Annotated in this window: 15 protein-coding genes; 6 read left to right on the top strand and 9 right to left on the bottom strand. The window is 37.6% G+C overall.

The window, feature by feature from the left end; translation table 11 throughout:
- Positions 1-475: 475 nt before the first annotated feature.
- From HQQ94_RS13200 to HQQ94_RS13190, 3 genes are all read right to left on the bottom strand, one after another.
- Positions 476-991: a fimbrial protein gene (locus tag HQQ94_RS13200; RefSeq protein WP_173294857.1), complete on the bottom strand. Its 516-nt coding sequence runs from the start codon at positions 989-991 to the stop codon at positions 476-478.
- A gap of 865 nt (positions 992-1,856) precedes the next feature.
- Positions 1,857-2,384 carry a fimbrial protein gene (locus HQQ94_RS13195; protein ID WP_173294856.1) on the bottom strand — a complete coding sequence of 176 codons (528 nt, stop codon included), beginning with the start codon at positions 2,382-2,384 and terminating at the stop codon, positions 1,857-1,859.
- Between the two features lie 367 nt (positions 2,385-2,751).
- Entirely contained in the window at positions 2,752-2,919 is a 168-nt protein-coding gene (locus HQQ94_RS13190; RefSeq protein WP_173294855.1) for a hypothetical protein, read from the bottom strand.
- A 1,170-nt stretch (positions 2,920-4,089) separates the two neighbouring features.
- Here HQQ94_RS13190 and HQQ94_RS13185 point away from each other — a divergent pair.
- The 6 genes from HQQ94_RS13185 (at position 4,090) to HQQ94_RS13160 (ending at position 10,781) form a co-directional block, all read left to right on the top strand.
- On the top strand, positions 4,090-4,614 hold the full coding sequence (locus HQQ94_RS13185) for a fimbrial protein (protein ID WP_217274039.1): 525 nt from the start codon (positions 4,090-4,092) through the stop codon (positions 4,612-4,614).
- Positions 4,615-4,859: 245 nt separating this feature from the next.
- Positions 4,860-7,322, top strand: coding sequence for a fimbria/pilus outer membrane usher protein (locus tag HQQ94_RS13180; RefSeq protein ID WP_217274038.1), 2,463 nt, complete (start codon positions 4,860-4,862; stop codon positions 7,320-7,322).
- Positions 7,323-7,334: 12 nt separating this feature from the next.
- The gene (locus tag HQQ94_RS13175; protein ID WP_173294854.1) at positions 7,335-8,093 is read left to right on the top strand and encodes a molecular chaperone; all 759 of its coding nucleotides are present in this window, start codon (positions 7,335-7,337) and stop codon (positions 8,091-8,093) included.
- Positions 8,090-9,121 (top strand): fimbrial protein, encoded by a 1,032-nt coding sequence (locus tag HQQ94_RS13170; RefSeq protein ID WP_173294853.1) that lies wholly within the window; start codon positions 8,090-8,092, stop codon positions 9,119-9,121. Before HQQ94_RS13175 ends, HQQ94_RS13170 begins: the two co-directional genes overlap by 4 nt.
- 9 nt (positions 9,122-9,130) lie before the next feature.
- Positions 9,131-10,126: an OmpA family protein gene (locus tag HQQ94_RS13165; protein WP_173294852.1), complete on the top strand. Its 996-nt coding sequence runs from the start codon at positions 9,131-9,133 to the stop codon at positions 10,124-10,126.
- 151 nt (positions 10,127-10,277) lie between these two features.
- Positions 10,278-10,781 carry a cupin domain-containing protein gene (locus HQQ94_RS13160; protein WP_217274037.1) on the top strand — a complete coding sequence of 168 codons (504 nt, stop codon included), beginning with the start codon at positions 10,278-10,280 and terminating at the stop codon, positions 10,779-10,781.
- A 1-nt stretch (position 10,782) separates the two neighbouring features.
- Here the strand turns inward: HQQ94_RS13160 and HQQ94_RS13155 are convergent, their stop codons facing one another.
- The 6 genes from HQQ94_RS13155 to HQQ94_RS13130 form a co-directional block, all read right to left on the bottom strand.
- The gene (locus HQQ94_RS13155; protein ID WP_173294851.1) at positions 10,783-11,007 is read right to left on the bottom strand and encodes a DUF2897 family protein; all 225 of its coding nucleotides are present in this window, start codon (positions 11,005-11,007) and stop codon (positions 10,783-10,785) included.
- A 13-nt stretch (positions 11,008-11,020) separates the two neighbouring features.
- On the bottom strand, positions 11,021-11,758 hold the full coding sequence (gene kdsB, locus HQQ94_RS13150; RefSeq protein ID WP_173294850.1) for a 3-deoxy-manno-octulosonate cytidylyltransferase: 738 nt from the start codon (positions 11,756-11,758) through the stop codon (positions 11,021-11,023).
- 60 nt (positions 11,759-11,818) lie between these two features.
- Positions 11,819-12,889, bottom strand: a complete 1,071-nt coding sequence (kdnB, locus tag HQQ94_RS13145) for a 3-deoxy-alpha-D-manno-octulosonate 8-oxidase KdnB (protein ID WP_173294849.1) — start codon at positions 12,887-12,889, stop codon at positions 11,819-11,821.
- Between the two features lie 84 nt (positions 12,890-12,973).
- A complete protein-coding gene (gene kdnA / locus HQQ94_RS13140; protein ID WP_173294848.1) occupies positions 12,974-14,158 on the bottom strand; it encodes an 8-amino-3,8-dideoxy-alpha-D-manno-octulosonate transaminase KdnA in 1,185 nt (394 codons plus the stop codon).
- Between the two features lie 199 nt (positions 14,159-14,357).
- A complete protein-coding gene (can, locus tag HQQ94_RS13135) occupies positions 14,358-14,969 on the bottom strand; it encodes a carbonate dehydratase (protein WP_173294847.1) in 612 nt (203 codons plus the stop codon).
- 109 nt (positions 14,970-15,078) lie between these two features.
- The gene (locus HQQ94_RS13130; protein WP_173296639.1) at positions 15,079-15,969 is read right to left on the bottom strand and encodes an alpha/beta fold hydrolase; all 891 of its coding nucleotides are present in this window, start codon (positions 15,967-15,969) and stop codon (positions 15,079-15,081) included.
- Positions 15,970-15,979 lie beyond the last annotated feature (10 nt).

The raw sequence follows: 15,979 nt of genomic DNA, 5'->3' as shown, positions 1-15,979 counted from the left end.
TTACTGGGGGTTAGAACTTATCCATGAAGACTGGGATATATGCCGATGAACAAGAAAGTGAAAAATTGGCAGATGTTTCGTGTGTGATAACGAAGCGATATTCTATGCTACTTGTAAGATAAATAGCAGCATAATGAAAGTGTTGTCGTCAGAGCGACACATAAGGAAACTATAGGGTATCAAGCAAAACGTGTTTAAGCACCTTGACGAACAACCAATTCTCTGTGGTTAGACTGTAGCCTCTATTGACCTGTATTAGTATTAGTTTACTACAACTTAGAGAAGCGATGACCTTATATAACTAAGAAAAAGGGCTTATCGATGAAGCTGTTGGCATGGAAAATTAACCTGATAAAATAGTATTGAAACAAGATGAATGGGAGGTCTTACTACAATATTATAAAGTCTGAGGTGATGATGGTAAAACCGCATCGGATATGAAATGAGCTTATAAATCATTGGTTAAATTGTCTACTTAAAGGTACTTCACTCGTAATAATGCCCATGAATTAGCTGTCCCACTAGTAATAGGTGTGTTCGACGGATCGACATTAGCTTCAAATGCTACTGAATATGAAGGTATAATATTTCCTTCAATGATATGATGTTTTGCACTATCACCGTTATTAATTGGTGAGCCATTGTGAAGTATACGTACACCTACGCCAGTTGCATCACCTTTAGTATTAAAAAGTTTGCCACTAGAATCGTTATTTGAACCGAAAGTTAATAATGCTTGAGTTGCTATATTGGTACTACAATCAGCCAGTTTAATATTGAATTGTACTGATGTAGAGCGATCTCCTCTCGCCTTAAAGAGATGAGTTGGCTGTTGACCCAGTTGAATTTGTTGATTACCAGCATCTGGTGAGAAACTACAAGCAGATTCTACAATTCTTCCTTTTATAGATACACTTCCTCCATTAACAGCGTTTGATGTACCTGACACCATGACCCCACATAATAATAAAACTGATAATATTGCTCTCATAATACTTCCACCACTTTAAAAACTATTTACTGAGATCTTCAAGATTATTGTCATAATTCAGTAATGTTATAATTTCAACTTCTATCAACATGGAGTAAATCTACAAACTGTCATGCCTAGAAAATAAACGATACATATATTTTACATTTAACACGTCAATTTGCAACACTAAATGATCAAAATGATTAAAATAAATCTATACTACTTATTTTATTAACATTTTACTGAGGTTAAGTTTTGTATTCACTGTTTTTAAGTTAATTTTTGTAATTATGCTCTTTAAGCTGAAGTGGCAGAGAAGAAATGGTATCGCCTGAGTGAATTTTAGCTACTGGCTAAGGTGATCATAGTGGGGAGGGATTTAAAGACGGTGGAATAATAACTCTAGATCAACCAGAGCATCAGATGTTCTCATGCACCAGATTTGACAATAACGTCTTTTTGTAGTTTAAGGTCTTGCAGCTGGATTTTCTTTTGAAACAAGCTTTTTTGAGTTCATCGTGCCAATGATACAAAGTTTTAGACGAGATCCCCTCACTTTTTACAACCTCAGTAACAGTAATGTTTAGGGGAGTGAAGAGGTATAACTTTTTTACTGTTACTTCTTTACGTTCGTATTAATGTCGTACAATTGAGTTTTCATTGACAGCGTCTTTATTTGATTATTGGACGCATTTAAGGGGCTACAATTATCCTGATAGATGGGGAGTCTGTGAACATTGTGAGAGTAGATAGAATAGAGAGTAAGAGCAAAGCTGTTAAAGATGTATCGCCTTAGCAAATATCTTTGTTACGCCGTCATGTTATACACTATTTTGTGCTTTGCTCTAAAACTAGTAAAAATTTGAACTTAACGACATCTTATTTAAAGGTAAGTGACCTGTAATAATGCCCAAGAATCAGCTGTACCGGAAGTGATTGGTACAAGCAATGGATCCACATTTGCTTCAAATGCAGCAGAGAACGAAGCAATATTGTTTCCCTCTACAATACTATTTGTCGTGGCCACATCACCATTATTAATGGGCGTTCCATTGTGTAAAATCCGTACTCCTATGCCAGTAGCTCCACCCTCGACATTGAACAATTGACCACTTGAGTCATTATTTGATCCAAAAGTAAATACCGCTTGAGTGGCTATCTCGGTGTTACAATCGGTGAGTTTAATATTGAAAGGTATGGAAGGCGAGCGGTCACCTTTAGCCTTAAAAATATGAATAGGTTGCTGGCCAAGCTGAATTAATTGATCAATAGAATCAGGTGATAAGCCACAAGCTGACTCTACAATTTTTCCCTTAAAATAAACATGTGTTGTATTGACAGCCATTGCACTACTTGTTGTTAACAGCCCGCCTAATAGTAAAACTGGCAATAACGTTATTTTTTTTTTCATAAACTCTCCTGCCATCTTGGCATCGTAAAATTACTGCATATTTAGACTAGAAAAATGTCACGTTCATTAAGTTACTCTGCGCGGTTTTAGTAAGGTTAATTAACAAGATTAGCACGAATACTGTTCGTATTAATGATGATATATTGATGAAAAAACCCCTCATTTAAAATAGTTAGCGTATATTAATATAAAGATTATTCAGCAAAATGTATTCTTGTTATCACTGAAATTAGGACTTCCTCTTCATTAACCTATTTGGCTCAGTATTTTTACATTTAACCATAATTTTGATCAAAGTAAAACAATATATACACACGGAGAGCAAGTCAAGAGTGTTTGTTACTTATGTTAGTGATAGGCAGTAGTGCTAACTCATTTTAATTGCTGACTCCAGCAAGCTAGAGTTGTGATCATCATCTAAGTGCCACCATTTTTTACGAGATATGGTGGCTGATTTAGTTTCATCTTGTTTGAGCATTCCACTGCCATTTTCAGTATCCAATGTAATAGGGTTTATTAAAGGTAAAAGTATCATTTTAGTTACCGTCAGTTTAAGGGACGGCAAAAGAGTTTCAATGGAGAGGACTTTTGAGTAGAGGTTACTATGTTTTTTTAGATTGGTTTGGATGAGAAAATGATAAAAGAACACATACGAAATCAAGAAAAAAGACATTCATCGGGAGCAATTAACATTCTGAATGTTGATAGCGCCTTGGACACTTAATTAAGCCCTTTTATGGCCTCATCTAAATCTTTACCGGAGGTAATAACTAATGAGTTTAAGGGGGGGACTTATCAAATTAGAGCACTCTACTTTGCCTTAATAGTTTACTTCAGCTATGGTGGTGATTTTTGTTATTTTTTGTATACTAAATAGGTAGGATAGGTTGTTTATATGCTTCATTGTTATCGTCAATACAATTACTTTAAGAGTTCAGTGTCTTTTTTTGATTGATAAATAATATTGTTTACATTATTTATCAATGATTTAGGTATTGTATGACACTATCTTAATTGGGCGAGGTTAAATGCAAAAATATTGATATATGGTATATTTCTGATTGTTCTACTATCTATTTTTTATCGTGTTTATTTGATTTTACGGTATGTATTTTTATGAGTAATGGATTAGCTAATTGAAAACACGAATTTTGCTATCAATTTAATTACTGTCAAAAATATGTCTTTCTGCATTTATTATGTTACGTAAATCAATTGCATAAAACAATAACATTGATGCTCTGAAAACGTACAGGTGTCTAAGTTATTGTTTTAAAGGTTATTATTTGTTTTTTTTAATGTTTAAATCATATTTTTTCATAAAATAAGATAATTTATCATTTTTTTTCACTATAAATTTGTTCTTATCAAGGGTCTAATCTATCCCGAATTTACTCAGTAATCACTAGTTACTGGTAAACGTGAATAAATTTTGACGCTATTGTCACAAAGTAACATATAGAACAAATTACGTTTTTATTGCCAACTTTTTAGCTTAAATGTAACTTGTTTGCATTGTTTTTTATACGAAGCTAATAATACCAGTGTTGATTCATTGTGTCAAATTGTTAATTTTATGATTTTGATTGTTAATGATTAAAGGGCTGGCGGTGTAACGATTTACGGTTGATTTGTATTGTTTCTTTGTTTCTTTATAGCTCCATTATGAATAACTATTAATGCCTATATTAAGGCTGGAGATTTTATGAAAAAGAATATTACACTACTAGCAGCTCTTTCATTCGCTGGGATCATGGCGTCAACGACTGCTATTGCAGCGGGCAACCAAACAACAGTGAACTTTAAAGGCGAAGTTGTTTCTGCTGCGTGTGGTATTGCACCAGAGTCTGTTGATCAAACTGTTCAGTTAGGCCAACACCCAACACATATATTTAAAGCTAAAGGTAGTTCTTCAATACCTGTTCAGTTCAATATTAAATTGATTGAGTGTTCTTTAGACACCTATACAAAAGCGAAATTTACCTTCAATGGCAGCACTGATGCTACTAATAGTGAATTGTTTGCTGTTAACGGTGGTGCTCAAGGGGTTGGTGTTCGTCTTTCTCATGGTGGCACTCCAATTGTTGCTGGTACTGAAGCAACAACGGTTGAACTGACAATTGACACAAACGTAATCACATTCTCTGCAGCATTAGAAGCTGATGACGATGATGATGCGGTTGCTGGTGTTGCAGAAGCAACAACTACATTGAACATTGCTTACCTTTAAACCTTAAACGGGTTAAGTGATGTGATTTCTATAAATATAGTTATGGCAATATTGCTATAACTATATTTTTTTAGCACGTTAATCCGATGGTTTATAAGAATTTTAATGACTTTCTAATTATAAGCTTACTTATGAGAATATCGTTTTCATAAGTAAGCTTATCAAATGATAACTGTATAATATGTATTATTTTTCTGGCGTAAAATAAATAAAATGTACATGAAATAATATGATGATGGGTGTTTATGAATATGAAGTTTAAGTTGTTTTTTTTAACATTACTTTCAGTTTATTCTTGTACTCTTGTTGCAACAGAGTTTAATAGCCGTTTCATTAAATCAAAAGATAAAATCGATTTGAAAAAGTTTGTTGAATCTGGGTTTGTTGAAGATGGGCGTTATTTACTCGGGATTTATTTTAATGGTGAGTATTTATATTCAGAAAATATCAATGTAAATGAGGGAAAAGCCTGCATTACTAATGAAGTGTTGCAATCTTTACCAATAAATGATAAAGGGCTAGATGTTTATTCTAAAAATACACATATAGTAAATGATAAGCTGTGCTATTTAGTGAGTAATGAAGAGAATACGAGCAGCTCGATTGATATTGGTAAAGGAAATTACAAAATTATAGTTCCTCAAATTTATGTGTTAACAGACTATCAAGCTGGTTTTGTTAATAAAAAATATTGGGATGATGGGATCCCAGCATTATTTGTCGATTATAATGTTAATTACTTTTCCAGTAAGGCCAATGAATACAGTGATTGGAATAGTAGCTCTTCTGTTTATGGCGTGATTGGTGCTAACTATAATGCGCTTCGTATCAGGGCTAATTTTCAAAGCTCCGATGACAATCCAGAGTTTTCATCATTGTATGGTTTTATGCCAATACGAAGTCTAGATTCAAAATTAACCTTTGGTAATACCTCATTTGGTTCTGATATTTATGATGGCTTTAGAATGAATGGTGTGCGGCTGCAAAGTGATGATAATATGCTACCGTCTAATTTAAGAGGCTATTCACCTGTCGTGTCCGGGAATGCGGATACTAATGCAGTGATCACCATTCGTCAGCAAGGTAGCGTGCTTAAGATTGTTAATGTTAATGCTGGACCCTATGTTATTGATGATATTTCACAATCATCGCAAGGCGTACTGGATGTTGAAGTCAAGCAAGCAGATGGAGTGATTAAGCATTTTCAAGTCAATGGTGCTGATACTTTGTTTCTCACCCGTCCTGGTCATATTCGTTACAGTGTTTCAGCTGGGATACCTGATTCAAGTTATTATGACCATTCGCCAGGTTTTATATCAGCTGAAGCATCATATGGCCTTAATAATAACTTATCTTTGTTTACAGGAACGTTATTATCTGAAGAATATCAATCTTATACCTTAGGTGCTGGGGTCAACTTTAACTATTTTGGTGCCGTTTCAGCTAATATTTCAAATGCCGCTGCGACCTTATTTGATAACAGTGATGTTGAGGGGTTGTCATATGGTATTGCTTATAATAATACTATTCCTGATATTGATTTAGATATGCGTGTAGCTGGATATCGGTTTTCTGAAGAGCAATACTATGAATTTGATGAATATTTATCAACTTATCAAAATGATTCAATTTCAGACAGTTTTGAGACTAACAATAATAGAAAGAGTGAGAGTTCGCTAATATTAAGCAAATCATTTGCTGATGTATCGACTAATTTTTCTTATACATTAAATGAATATTGGGATGATAGGAGAAAAACAGTTCGCTATAACCTTAATGCATCAAAACCTTTCGTTATCTATGATTCGACACTATATTTGAGTATTAATGCTTATAAAACTGATGAGTCATATATTGAATATGAGAGCAGCGAAAAATTTGGGGAATTCTCACCAACACTCAGTGAGGAAGGCATTTCATTAAGTATTACAATGCCCTTGGGCGGAGGAAATAATTCTATCGCTTTTCAAACTCGATCAGTCAATAATCGTTACACACAAAGTTTAACTTATTCAGGAAATACTGATAAAGGTGACTATTACAGTGTTGCTTATGATGAATATGAAGGAGAATCCATTGGTATTACAGGAAATTACAACCGTAATTTTGCTGTTGTTTCAACTCAATTAGGCGCTAGCTACAAAACCAATTCATATTCGCAAGTGAATGCAAATGTATCGGGTACTGTACTGGCTTCTGAACACGGCATAGCTTACAGCGGAATAACAGCTGGAGATACGAAACTACTTATTGACACAAAAGCACCGAATGTAACAGTCACAGGTAATGGCCATGATGAGTCGAATGCCTTTGGTCTCGCGTTAATTAATGGCCTAACGCCTTATCGTAAAACCAATAATACCGTTGATTACAAATCACTGCCAAAAAATGTTGAAGTACTAGATAATATTAAAAGCGTGGCGTTAACCGAAGGTGCGGTCGGCTTTCAGCAGATCAGAGCTCGACAAGGAGATAATTTTATCGCACGTATAGAAAGTCAAAATGCTATCCCATTTGGTGCAGTGATTATTGATAAAGAAAATATGCAAAAAATAGGGATGGTGAGTTCAGGTCAGAAATCTTACATATCAGGAGTCAATATCGACTCCCAGTTAAAAGCGGTATGGGGGGATCAAGAGTGTCAACTTGTCATATCAGCAGCGGTTATTAATAGTAAAAAAACAATTCGTCCAGTCGTTTGTAAGTAATAAAGGGTTTTTATGAAAATTTCACTATTATTGATGTCGTTTGTAGTATCGATGTCTCTGTTAAACAATGCTAACGCTGCTTTAGCTTTAGATAGAACACGCGTTATTTACGCTGACGGTGAGGGGATTGAGACGCTTAAAATAAAGAACCCAGCAGAAGCTGATTTTTTAGCTCAGTCGTGGTTAACTGATGCTAACGGACAAGAAGTGAGTGAACCACTGATAGTGATCCCACCATTGGTCCGTGTTGAGTCTGGTAGTTATTCTTTTTTACGTATTGATAATGTATCACCTGTTAACAGTTTACCAACAGACAAAGAAAGCCTCTACTACCTGCATGTACGTGAAGTCCCTGTGACGCCTAAAAATAGTGAAGTGAAGGGAACAAATACAGGTGGTTCAATTCAAATTGCCATTGAGTCCATTATTAAAGTATTCTTTCGACCTACTAGTCTTGCTGATATAAAAGAAGTTGCTCAAGTCACCGCTGATGGGACACACATCAGATTTAAAAATGGCAAAGTGATTTTAGAAAATAATTCTCCGTTTTATGTAACTTATGCAGATTTACTTTATGGTCCTAAGGACAAAGCAGAAAAATTTAAAGCGATGATGTTAGCTCCTTATACAAGTCAAGCGATTAACGTTAAAAAAAGGTCATTCTATTATTTAAGTAATGTTAACGATTATGGTGCCATAATATTTAACAAGTATAGCTGTAAAGGCAACAGTTGTGACTTTTCAGGTGTGGTCAAAAGAGGCACATTATGAACAGGCCGTTGCTTACGCTTAGTGTGTTATTGATGGGGTGGTGTGTATCTTTTAATGCCTTAGCTTTAGCGTGTTACAGCGAGGATGCGGGAGGAAGTTTTGGTGGTAATAAAGGAGGTGTTACTAATTTCTTGATTGATCCAAGTGCTTCTGTACCTGAAGGCGCACCGAATAATACGATTGTATGGCGAGCACCGAGTACGACAGTAAAAGTGATCTGTTATAAAGATGCAAGAAATTATCCCTCGCTTAGAGATTTTTCCGAACAAGTGTATTTTTGGCCAGGAAAAACCGGAGACACTACAACGACTCAAATACCAGGGATCAAAATAGGCTTTCGTTATGATGGAACTGATATTTATAACTCTAAGCAAGCAGTAAATGGTTTTACGATTCGAGCATGCAAATCAAACGAAAGTGACTCTCAGTGTGAAAAAAATACCAAAAAAGAAAAAACAATCACTTATCAACCATTGATTGTAACAAGGAACGGTACATTCACTAGTTATAATGCTCCTGCCAACATATTTCAGGTAGATGGATCACAAGGATATAATGGTCGGTTTGCTAATTACCGCAGTAGAATTAGTAACATGAATATTTTGAAGCCGACTAAATGTGAGGTATCTCTGTCGCTTGATACTAGTGACATTGATTTTGGGATTTTGACTATTGATGATGTGATTGCGGGTAAATCGATGCCGATGAGGATAAAGGTGACTAATGAAAAATTTGGTCCAGATTGCCCAGCAGTCAAGCTGAGCGGTTATTTTGAAAATATTCGGGAGGGTAGTAATAATGATTATATTCCAGTTTATGATGAAACAAATCATAAGCTGCCTGCATTAGGGATTAAAATTTATGATGGTGGAACTGAAATTGGCTTAAATGAACCCATTCTACCAGGTTTTGAGATTGAGGATGTAGGTTATGCCAATTATCAAGCAAAATTATATGCCATAGATGCTGCCAATATCCCTGAAGGTAAGTTTAACGCTATGGTTGTTTATATGGTTTCCTATTTATAAGGTGGTTTTATGAAGCTAAGTACTTATTTTTTGCTCGTATTAATGTTGATTTCTTTTCATGCTTTTGCTGATGATGAGACAATAGAAGGCTCTGAGAGTGATAATGATGTATTTTTTCAGGTTGGTGGTGGTATTGCTGGGTTTATGGGCAATGATATTTTAGATGATTATGATATCACCAATCTTAAATACGGTGTTGGCATTGATTGGGGCAAGAATAACTGGACGTTTGAGGCTAATTATCGCGCTTTATCAGATGGCAATGACTTTAGTATGCGCGGCGCGGATTTATTTGCTAAAAAGCGTTTCGATCTTTGGGACAAAGGAGGGGTATTTGTAGGTGGTGGTAGCTACCTATATCAAACGGAAGTGGATAACGATTTATTAGATTCAGATCACCGTAATGAGGGTGTCTCTCCCTATTTAAGTCTGGGGATCCATCATCAATTGGGTAAAAATGTGGATGTGGTGTTGCAGCTTGATAATATGTTTAATGTGCATTTATTAAGCCCGTATTCAGATAGAAAAATATCAGAATCGTTAACCATGATGACACTATCGTTTGTATTACATCCGTGGAGACAATCACGTATTCCGGCTCAAGAGATTCAATACATACCTGAAGTGCAGGTGATCCCCGAAATTGATAATGTTGAAGCAAAAAGAGAAGTGGATTTGACATCATTTGCTTATTCACGTACCGACTTAAGCGAAGAAATGTTCAGTAAATTGGACTCTATTGCCGAAGAAATACAGCAATTAGATGATTATAAAGTGGTGATCACTGGTTGGGCTGACTCTCGACAGCAATATCAACAGTTTAATTCAAAGCTCGCACAAAAAAGAGCCCAAGTTGTGGTGGATTATTTGATTTCTAAAGGGGTTAATAAAGACAGTATTGATGCACAGGGAAAAGTTGAATTACTGGAAAATAATCAACATGAAAATAAAGATGCACGTAAAGTCGATATTTTTATAACGGGAATGAAATCTAACGATATATAGTGTCAAGCTGCTATAGTCATTTTTATTGTTAATTGAAAATACGTTAGCCATATTCCATTTATATTGGAATATGGCTTTTTTGATCAATAATCGCTTGTTAAGTAAAATTTTATGAGTAACGATGATAGAAATGAATTCACATAGCGATAGTATGATGAAAATGACTAAAACAGATATTATTCAGGCACTTGATTTACAGCCACATCCCATTGAAGGTGGGTATTTTGCATTAACCTATGTATCTGAGCATACGACAGGGCATAATGGTCAACGAAAATTATTATCCACTATCTATTATATGCTCACCGATGACAGTCCAATTGGGTATATGCACCGCAATAAGTCGGATATTGTTCATTTCTACCACAGTGGTTCTGCCATGAAGTATTGGATTATTGATGTTAATGGTCAATTAACTGAAACGGTATTAGGATCCGATGTGACTAAAGGGCAGTGCTTGCAACTGCTGGTTAAAGGGGGAGATTGGAAGTTATCTCACCTTATGAAAGACGTCGGTAAGGTGAATTACGGCTTATTGGGTGAGGCTGTTTCACCTGGTTTTGAATATGCAGATAATGAAATAGCAACGATTGAATTGGTGAGCCAATTATTTCCAACATTGGCGACTCAATTGGCGCCATTTGTGAAAGTGTAATTTAATCTTTGTCTCTGTCTCTGTTATCTTGATTTGTTACTGAAGATGGCGGTGTTTCTTCTGTATTGGCTTGGCTATCATTATGCAGTTTGTTTTTTTTGATTTGCTTATGCTCTTGACCAAAATGGCTCATTTTCATTTTAGCGTGGTACTTGAGAACCGCTAGATTACTCACAACAACACCAAGGATTAATATAATAATGAGCCATGTTTCGAGATCAGGCATAAGCAATCCTTATTTAGTCGACAGCTAAACGAGCTTCACAGATCCGAATGTCCTCCGGAGTATCAACCTCTGGAGAATCAAAAGCACTGATCGCGACTTTGATCTTATAACCATATTCCAATGCTCTTAATTGCTCTAGTTTTTCTAAATCTTCTAAACGTCCCAGTGGTAATTTTGCAAAGGTGGCAATAAAGCTGCGTGTGTAAGCATAAATACCTAAGTGTTTATAAACTGGATGCTCATTAGTATCACGGCCAAATGGAATACGCGCACGTGAAAAGTATAACGCATAAAAATCATTATCGAAGACCATTTTGACATGCTTAGGATCGTCAAGTTCTGATTGTTCGGTTATTTCAACCCCGAGAGTTGCCATGCCAAATTCATTCGGATGACGCTCAAATAAGGTGATGATTTGTTCGATTGAGATAGGATCGATTAAAGGTTGATCCCCTTGCAGGTTAACCACTAAATCGTTATCGTTTAACCCTAACTGCTTGATAGCATCCTCAATACGATCTGTGCCTGATGCGGCTTGAGGATCGGTCATGACAACATTACCCCCAAATGCGTCTACCGCCTCTTTGATGCGTTGATCATCAGTTGCAACATAAATGGCGCTTAATCCTTTTGCTAAAGAGGCGCGCTCATAGACATGCTGGATCATAGGCTTACCGTTAATCGGCGCCAAGGGTTTGCCAGGAAAACGGCTTGAGCCATAGCGTGCAGGGATTAACAGGGTGACATTCATTTATTATTCCTACGTTTAGGTATAAAAATAGGGCAGAAAAAGTACCCTATTACGAGAGGATTAGATACGACGAAATAGCTTCGTTAGCATCTCGTCAGTGACTTTTTCTTCCCAGCCTTCGCCATAGACATTATCCCAAAGTGGCCCCATGCTCTTGGTCACGGCAACCATTTTAGCGATGGTGTCATCTGGAAGATCTTTACAGATGTTTTTTGGCAGCACAATATTATGCTTATCCATCATTTGGCGGAACTCTGTTACACCTTCTGGATAGAACTCTTCGAGCACATCGAACGCTAAACAGTTGCCGAGTCCATGATGATAACCGAGTACATAACTTAACCCATAAGACACAGCATGGCAGGCACCCACTTGGCTGTACGCGATGCTCATGCCGCCCATGTAGGATGCCATCATTAATTTGTCATCTTTTTCAGCATGATCGTAGATGAAAACCTCACGGCAAAGATCCATGGCTTTTTCAGCAAAAGCTTTGGCAAATTCATTGAGGTATGTGCCTTCAAGTGACTCAACACAATGGATATAACAATCCATACCAGTGTAGAACCATTGATCCGTAGGAACACCAGCAATAAGTTCAGAATCCATGATGATCTGGTCAAATACCGTGTGATCTGAATTAAGACCTAGCTTACGCACAGGGCCACAAAGTACCGCAGTACGAGAGGCTTCTGCGCCTGTGCCAGATACGGTTGGAATACCGATGTGATGAATGGCTGGGTGCTTAATGAGATCCCAACCTTGGTACATGGCACTGCCACCTGTATTGGTGATCATTAGCGCAACGGCTTTCGCTAAATCCAGTGTTGATCCACCACCCAGTCCAATCACGCTCACTGGTCGCTTAGTGTTAAAAGCGTGCACTTGCTCAGTGAGGGTATCCACTTGCTTCGTTGTAGGTTCATCATCGACATTAACGTAAATAAGTAGGTCATGAGCTTTTGCTGGGATGCGTTCAATAAGTGACTTGCCTTGGTGAACATCATCAACAAGAAAGACCACAAAATCACTGGGGTCGCTGCGCTCAGCATCTAATACTGTGTCAAGTTGGACAAATGAGCCACGTCCAAAAATCATTTTCGGGACACATTTGAAATTTTTAAAACTCATAATAACTTTCTCCGTTGAAATCATATCCAAGGATGCTCCAAAATCAGGAGCATGGCTCAGCTACCTGTTAGAATAAGGCGTTTGTTAAGCAAAGGCTTTTCTTATATTTTCAATACGCTGAGCAATCTCATCTTCTGTCCACGACAGTTTGATCAGCATAGAGATGGTTCGGCTCATGATGGCATCAGATTTTGGCACTGAGACTTTTGTGTAATCAGGGCGGTTTTCAATCAATGTGATGGGTAGGGCAGAACAAGACTTAAGCTCTTGAATATGCTTCCAGTTGCTTAGGTAGTGCCAGTTATTCACATACCAATAGAAGCAACCATCAACGCCATTTTCTGCTAGCCTTTTATTGATCTCAATGGTGCGCTCTTCTGTTTGCATCATAAAGGTAAGAAAACCCGCTGAATCACCTTCTACATCAGGAAGTTCACGGAAAGATATGTCAGTAATATCGGCAATAGCAGCTTTAATCGTGTGTTTATTTTTACGTTGGATGTCGATAATGGTATCGAGTTTACGCAGTTGAGCTAAGCCCATTGCTGAATTCATTTCAGATATGCGGAAATTTAATCCCATGATTGGATGATCTTCAGCACCACGGTCGTTGCCGACATGATCATGGCCATGATCTGAGAACATATGAGTGTGTTTATAAATCGTGTCACTGTTGGTGATCACAGCGCCACCTTCACCACAAGTAATGGTTTTCACTGAATCAAATGAATAACAACCGACATCACCAATAGTGCCAAGTGCTTGACCTTTATATGTTCCACCGATGGCCTGGCAAGCGTCTTCGATTAATACCAAGTTGTGCTTTTCACAAATGGCTTTTATTTCATCTAACTTACCCATAGAACCACACATATGAACTAAATTAACCGCTTTAGTGCGTGGTGTGATCGCGGCTTCAATGCCTTCGGGGGATAAACATAAAGTGGTATCAATTTCTGCAAATATCGGCACTGCGCCTGCCATAAAGACGGCTTCAACGGAAGCGACGAAAGTAAACGGAGGTACAATCACCTCATCACCGGCACCAATACCTGCAGCTGCAAGTGCCGTTTGGAGTGCAGCGGTTCCACTAGAGAGTAAGTGGGCATGTTTTACATTCATTTTTTCACACAGTAATTGCTCCATCTCACGTGTTTTCCAGCGGTCATTACGCATATGATCGAAGTTATAACGGAACGTAAAACCATGTTCCATTACATCTGCAACTTCCTGCTTCTCTTCAGGACCAAATAATTCAAAACCGGGCATGGACATTTCCTTAGCATTCGCTGCGTGTATCGATGTGATAAATAATAACCGAGCAATTATAACTGGGTTGAGAGGTAAACTGCGATGTTTATTCAGCAATCTGTCATGAAAAAAGACAAAAATGATGCATATAGTGTGATGTGTGCACACTGAGTGCCTAAATCTTGTGTGTTTAGGGGCTCAGTGTGCATCTTCTATTTTATTCGGGCTTAAACTTTTCATTGTCGACGGTCACATCTAAATCAGATAATAAGCCATTTTCGATGCCGTATATCCACCCGTGCACAGAGACATTTTGTCCCCTTAACCACGCATCTTGCACAATATTGGTACTGCTTACATTGCCCACTTGTTCAATCACGTTGAGTTCACAAAGGCGATCGAATTTTTCTTTTCCGTCGAGCTTACTGAGCTCTTCAGTATGGAGACGGTGAACATCTCTAATGTGTCCTAACCAATTATCGATAAGGCCTAAGCGTTCGTTGCCCATTGAGGCTTTAACTCCACCGCAGCCATAGTGGCCCACGACCATGATATGCTTAACTTTAAGGACTTCGACTGCATATTGCAGTACAGAAAGGCAGTTAAGATCTGTGTGTATGACCATGTTGGCAATGTTACGATGAACGAACACTTCGCCAGGCATAAGATCGATGATTTGATTTGAAGGTACACGACTGTCTGAACAGCCAATCCACAGGTATTCAGGGTGTTGTTGGGTCGCCAATTGTTCAAAGAAATGGGGTTTTTCTTGTACGATACGTTTAGCCCAACGGCGATTATTATCAAAAAGTGGTTTTAGTATTTTCATGATTCTCAATAATAGGTAATTAGGTAGTATGTAATGTGAGTCACTAGGTATTCTACCAGCTACTCTGCAGGGTCCTGAGCGATTCAGTGATAATAATCATTAATATTTATTAATGATTATTATTGTTTAGGTGATGTCCAATTTGTGCTGTATTGGCATGTGTTGGGTTAGGGTAATGTTTATTAAGGAATAAACTGAGTTGTATATTGACAAACTCTGGTTGTTCTAAGGGACTAACATGTCCAGCTTGAGGAATATGAACATATTCACTGCCTTTGATGGCATCATGCATAAGGTAGCCTTCTAATACAGGATGCAGTTTGTCTTCGAGCCCTGTCATGATTAAGCAAGGGGCGGTTAACGATCCCATGTCTTCTAACAGATCTCGCCTCCCAAAGATGATTTTTCCGAGTTTGCAAATGGTGTCTAACTGTTTAGGGGGCATTTTTGCCAGTGTTTGCTTAAAGTCGATAAACAGATCTGAGTGACAATTTTCAACGTCACGGGTAAAAAATAAAGGGGCTATTTGTGTAATCAAGTTCTCAGAAATTTTCGCAGAGTGCTGAATAATATTCAACATAGTATAATATTTAGCCCGTGCAACTTCAGGCTCAAATCCGAGAAAACACCCCATCATAATGAGTGCTTTCACACGATGTGGTGCTTTTAATGCCAATTCAGCGCCCCACATGCCACCCACAGATAGACCGATCACAGCAAACTCTTCGATGGCTAAGTGGTCCATCATGTACAGCATCTGATCGGCAATTTGTGGCAGTGAACGGCAGGACTCGGGTAAATCATCAGATTGACCATGGCCCCAAAGATCGGGCGCGATACAACGATAGTGTTGACTTAAATGCGCAATTTGATGAGCCCATATGTGTGCGTCCCAAAGGTAGCAGTGTCCAAGAAGGAGTACAGGGCCAGTACCAATATCAAGATAACTGAGTGTGTTGTTGTCTATTGTTAATGTTTTTCTATTTGAGATAAAGTTCATCATGCCTGCT

This window comes from Shewanella sp. VB17 (assembly GCF_013248905.1).
Classification (GTDB): Bacteria; Pseudomonadota; Gammaproteobacteria; order Enterobacterales; family Shewanellaceae; genus Shewanella.
The sequence above is the reverse complement of the archived record's forward strand: the minus strand, read 5'-3'. Positions and strand labels throughout refer to the sequence as shown.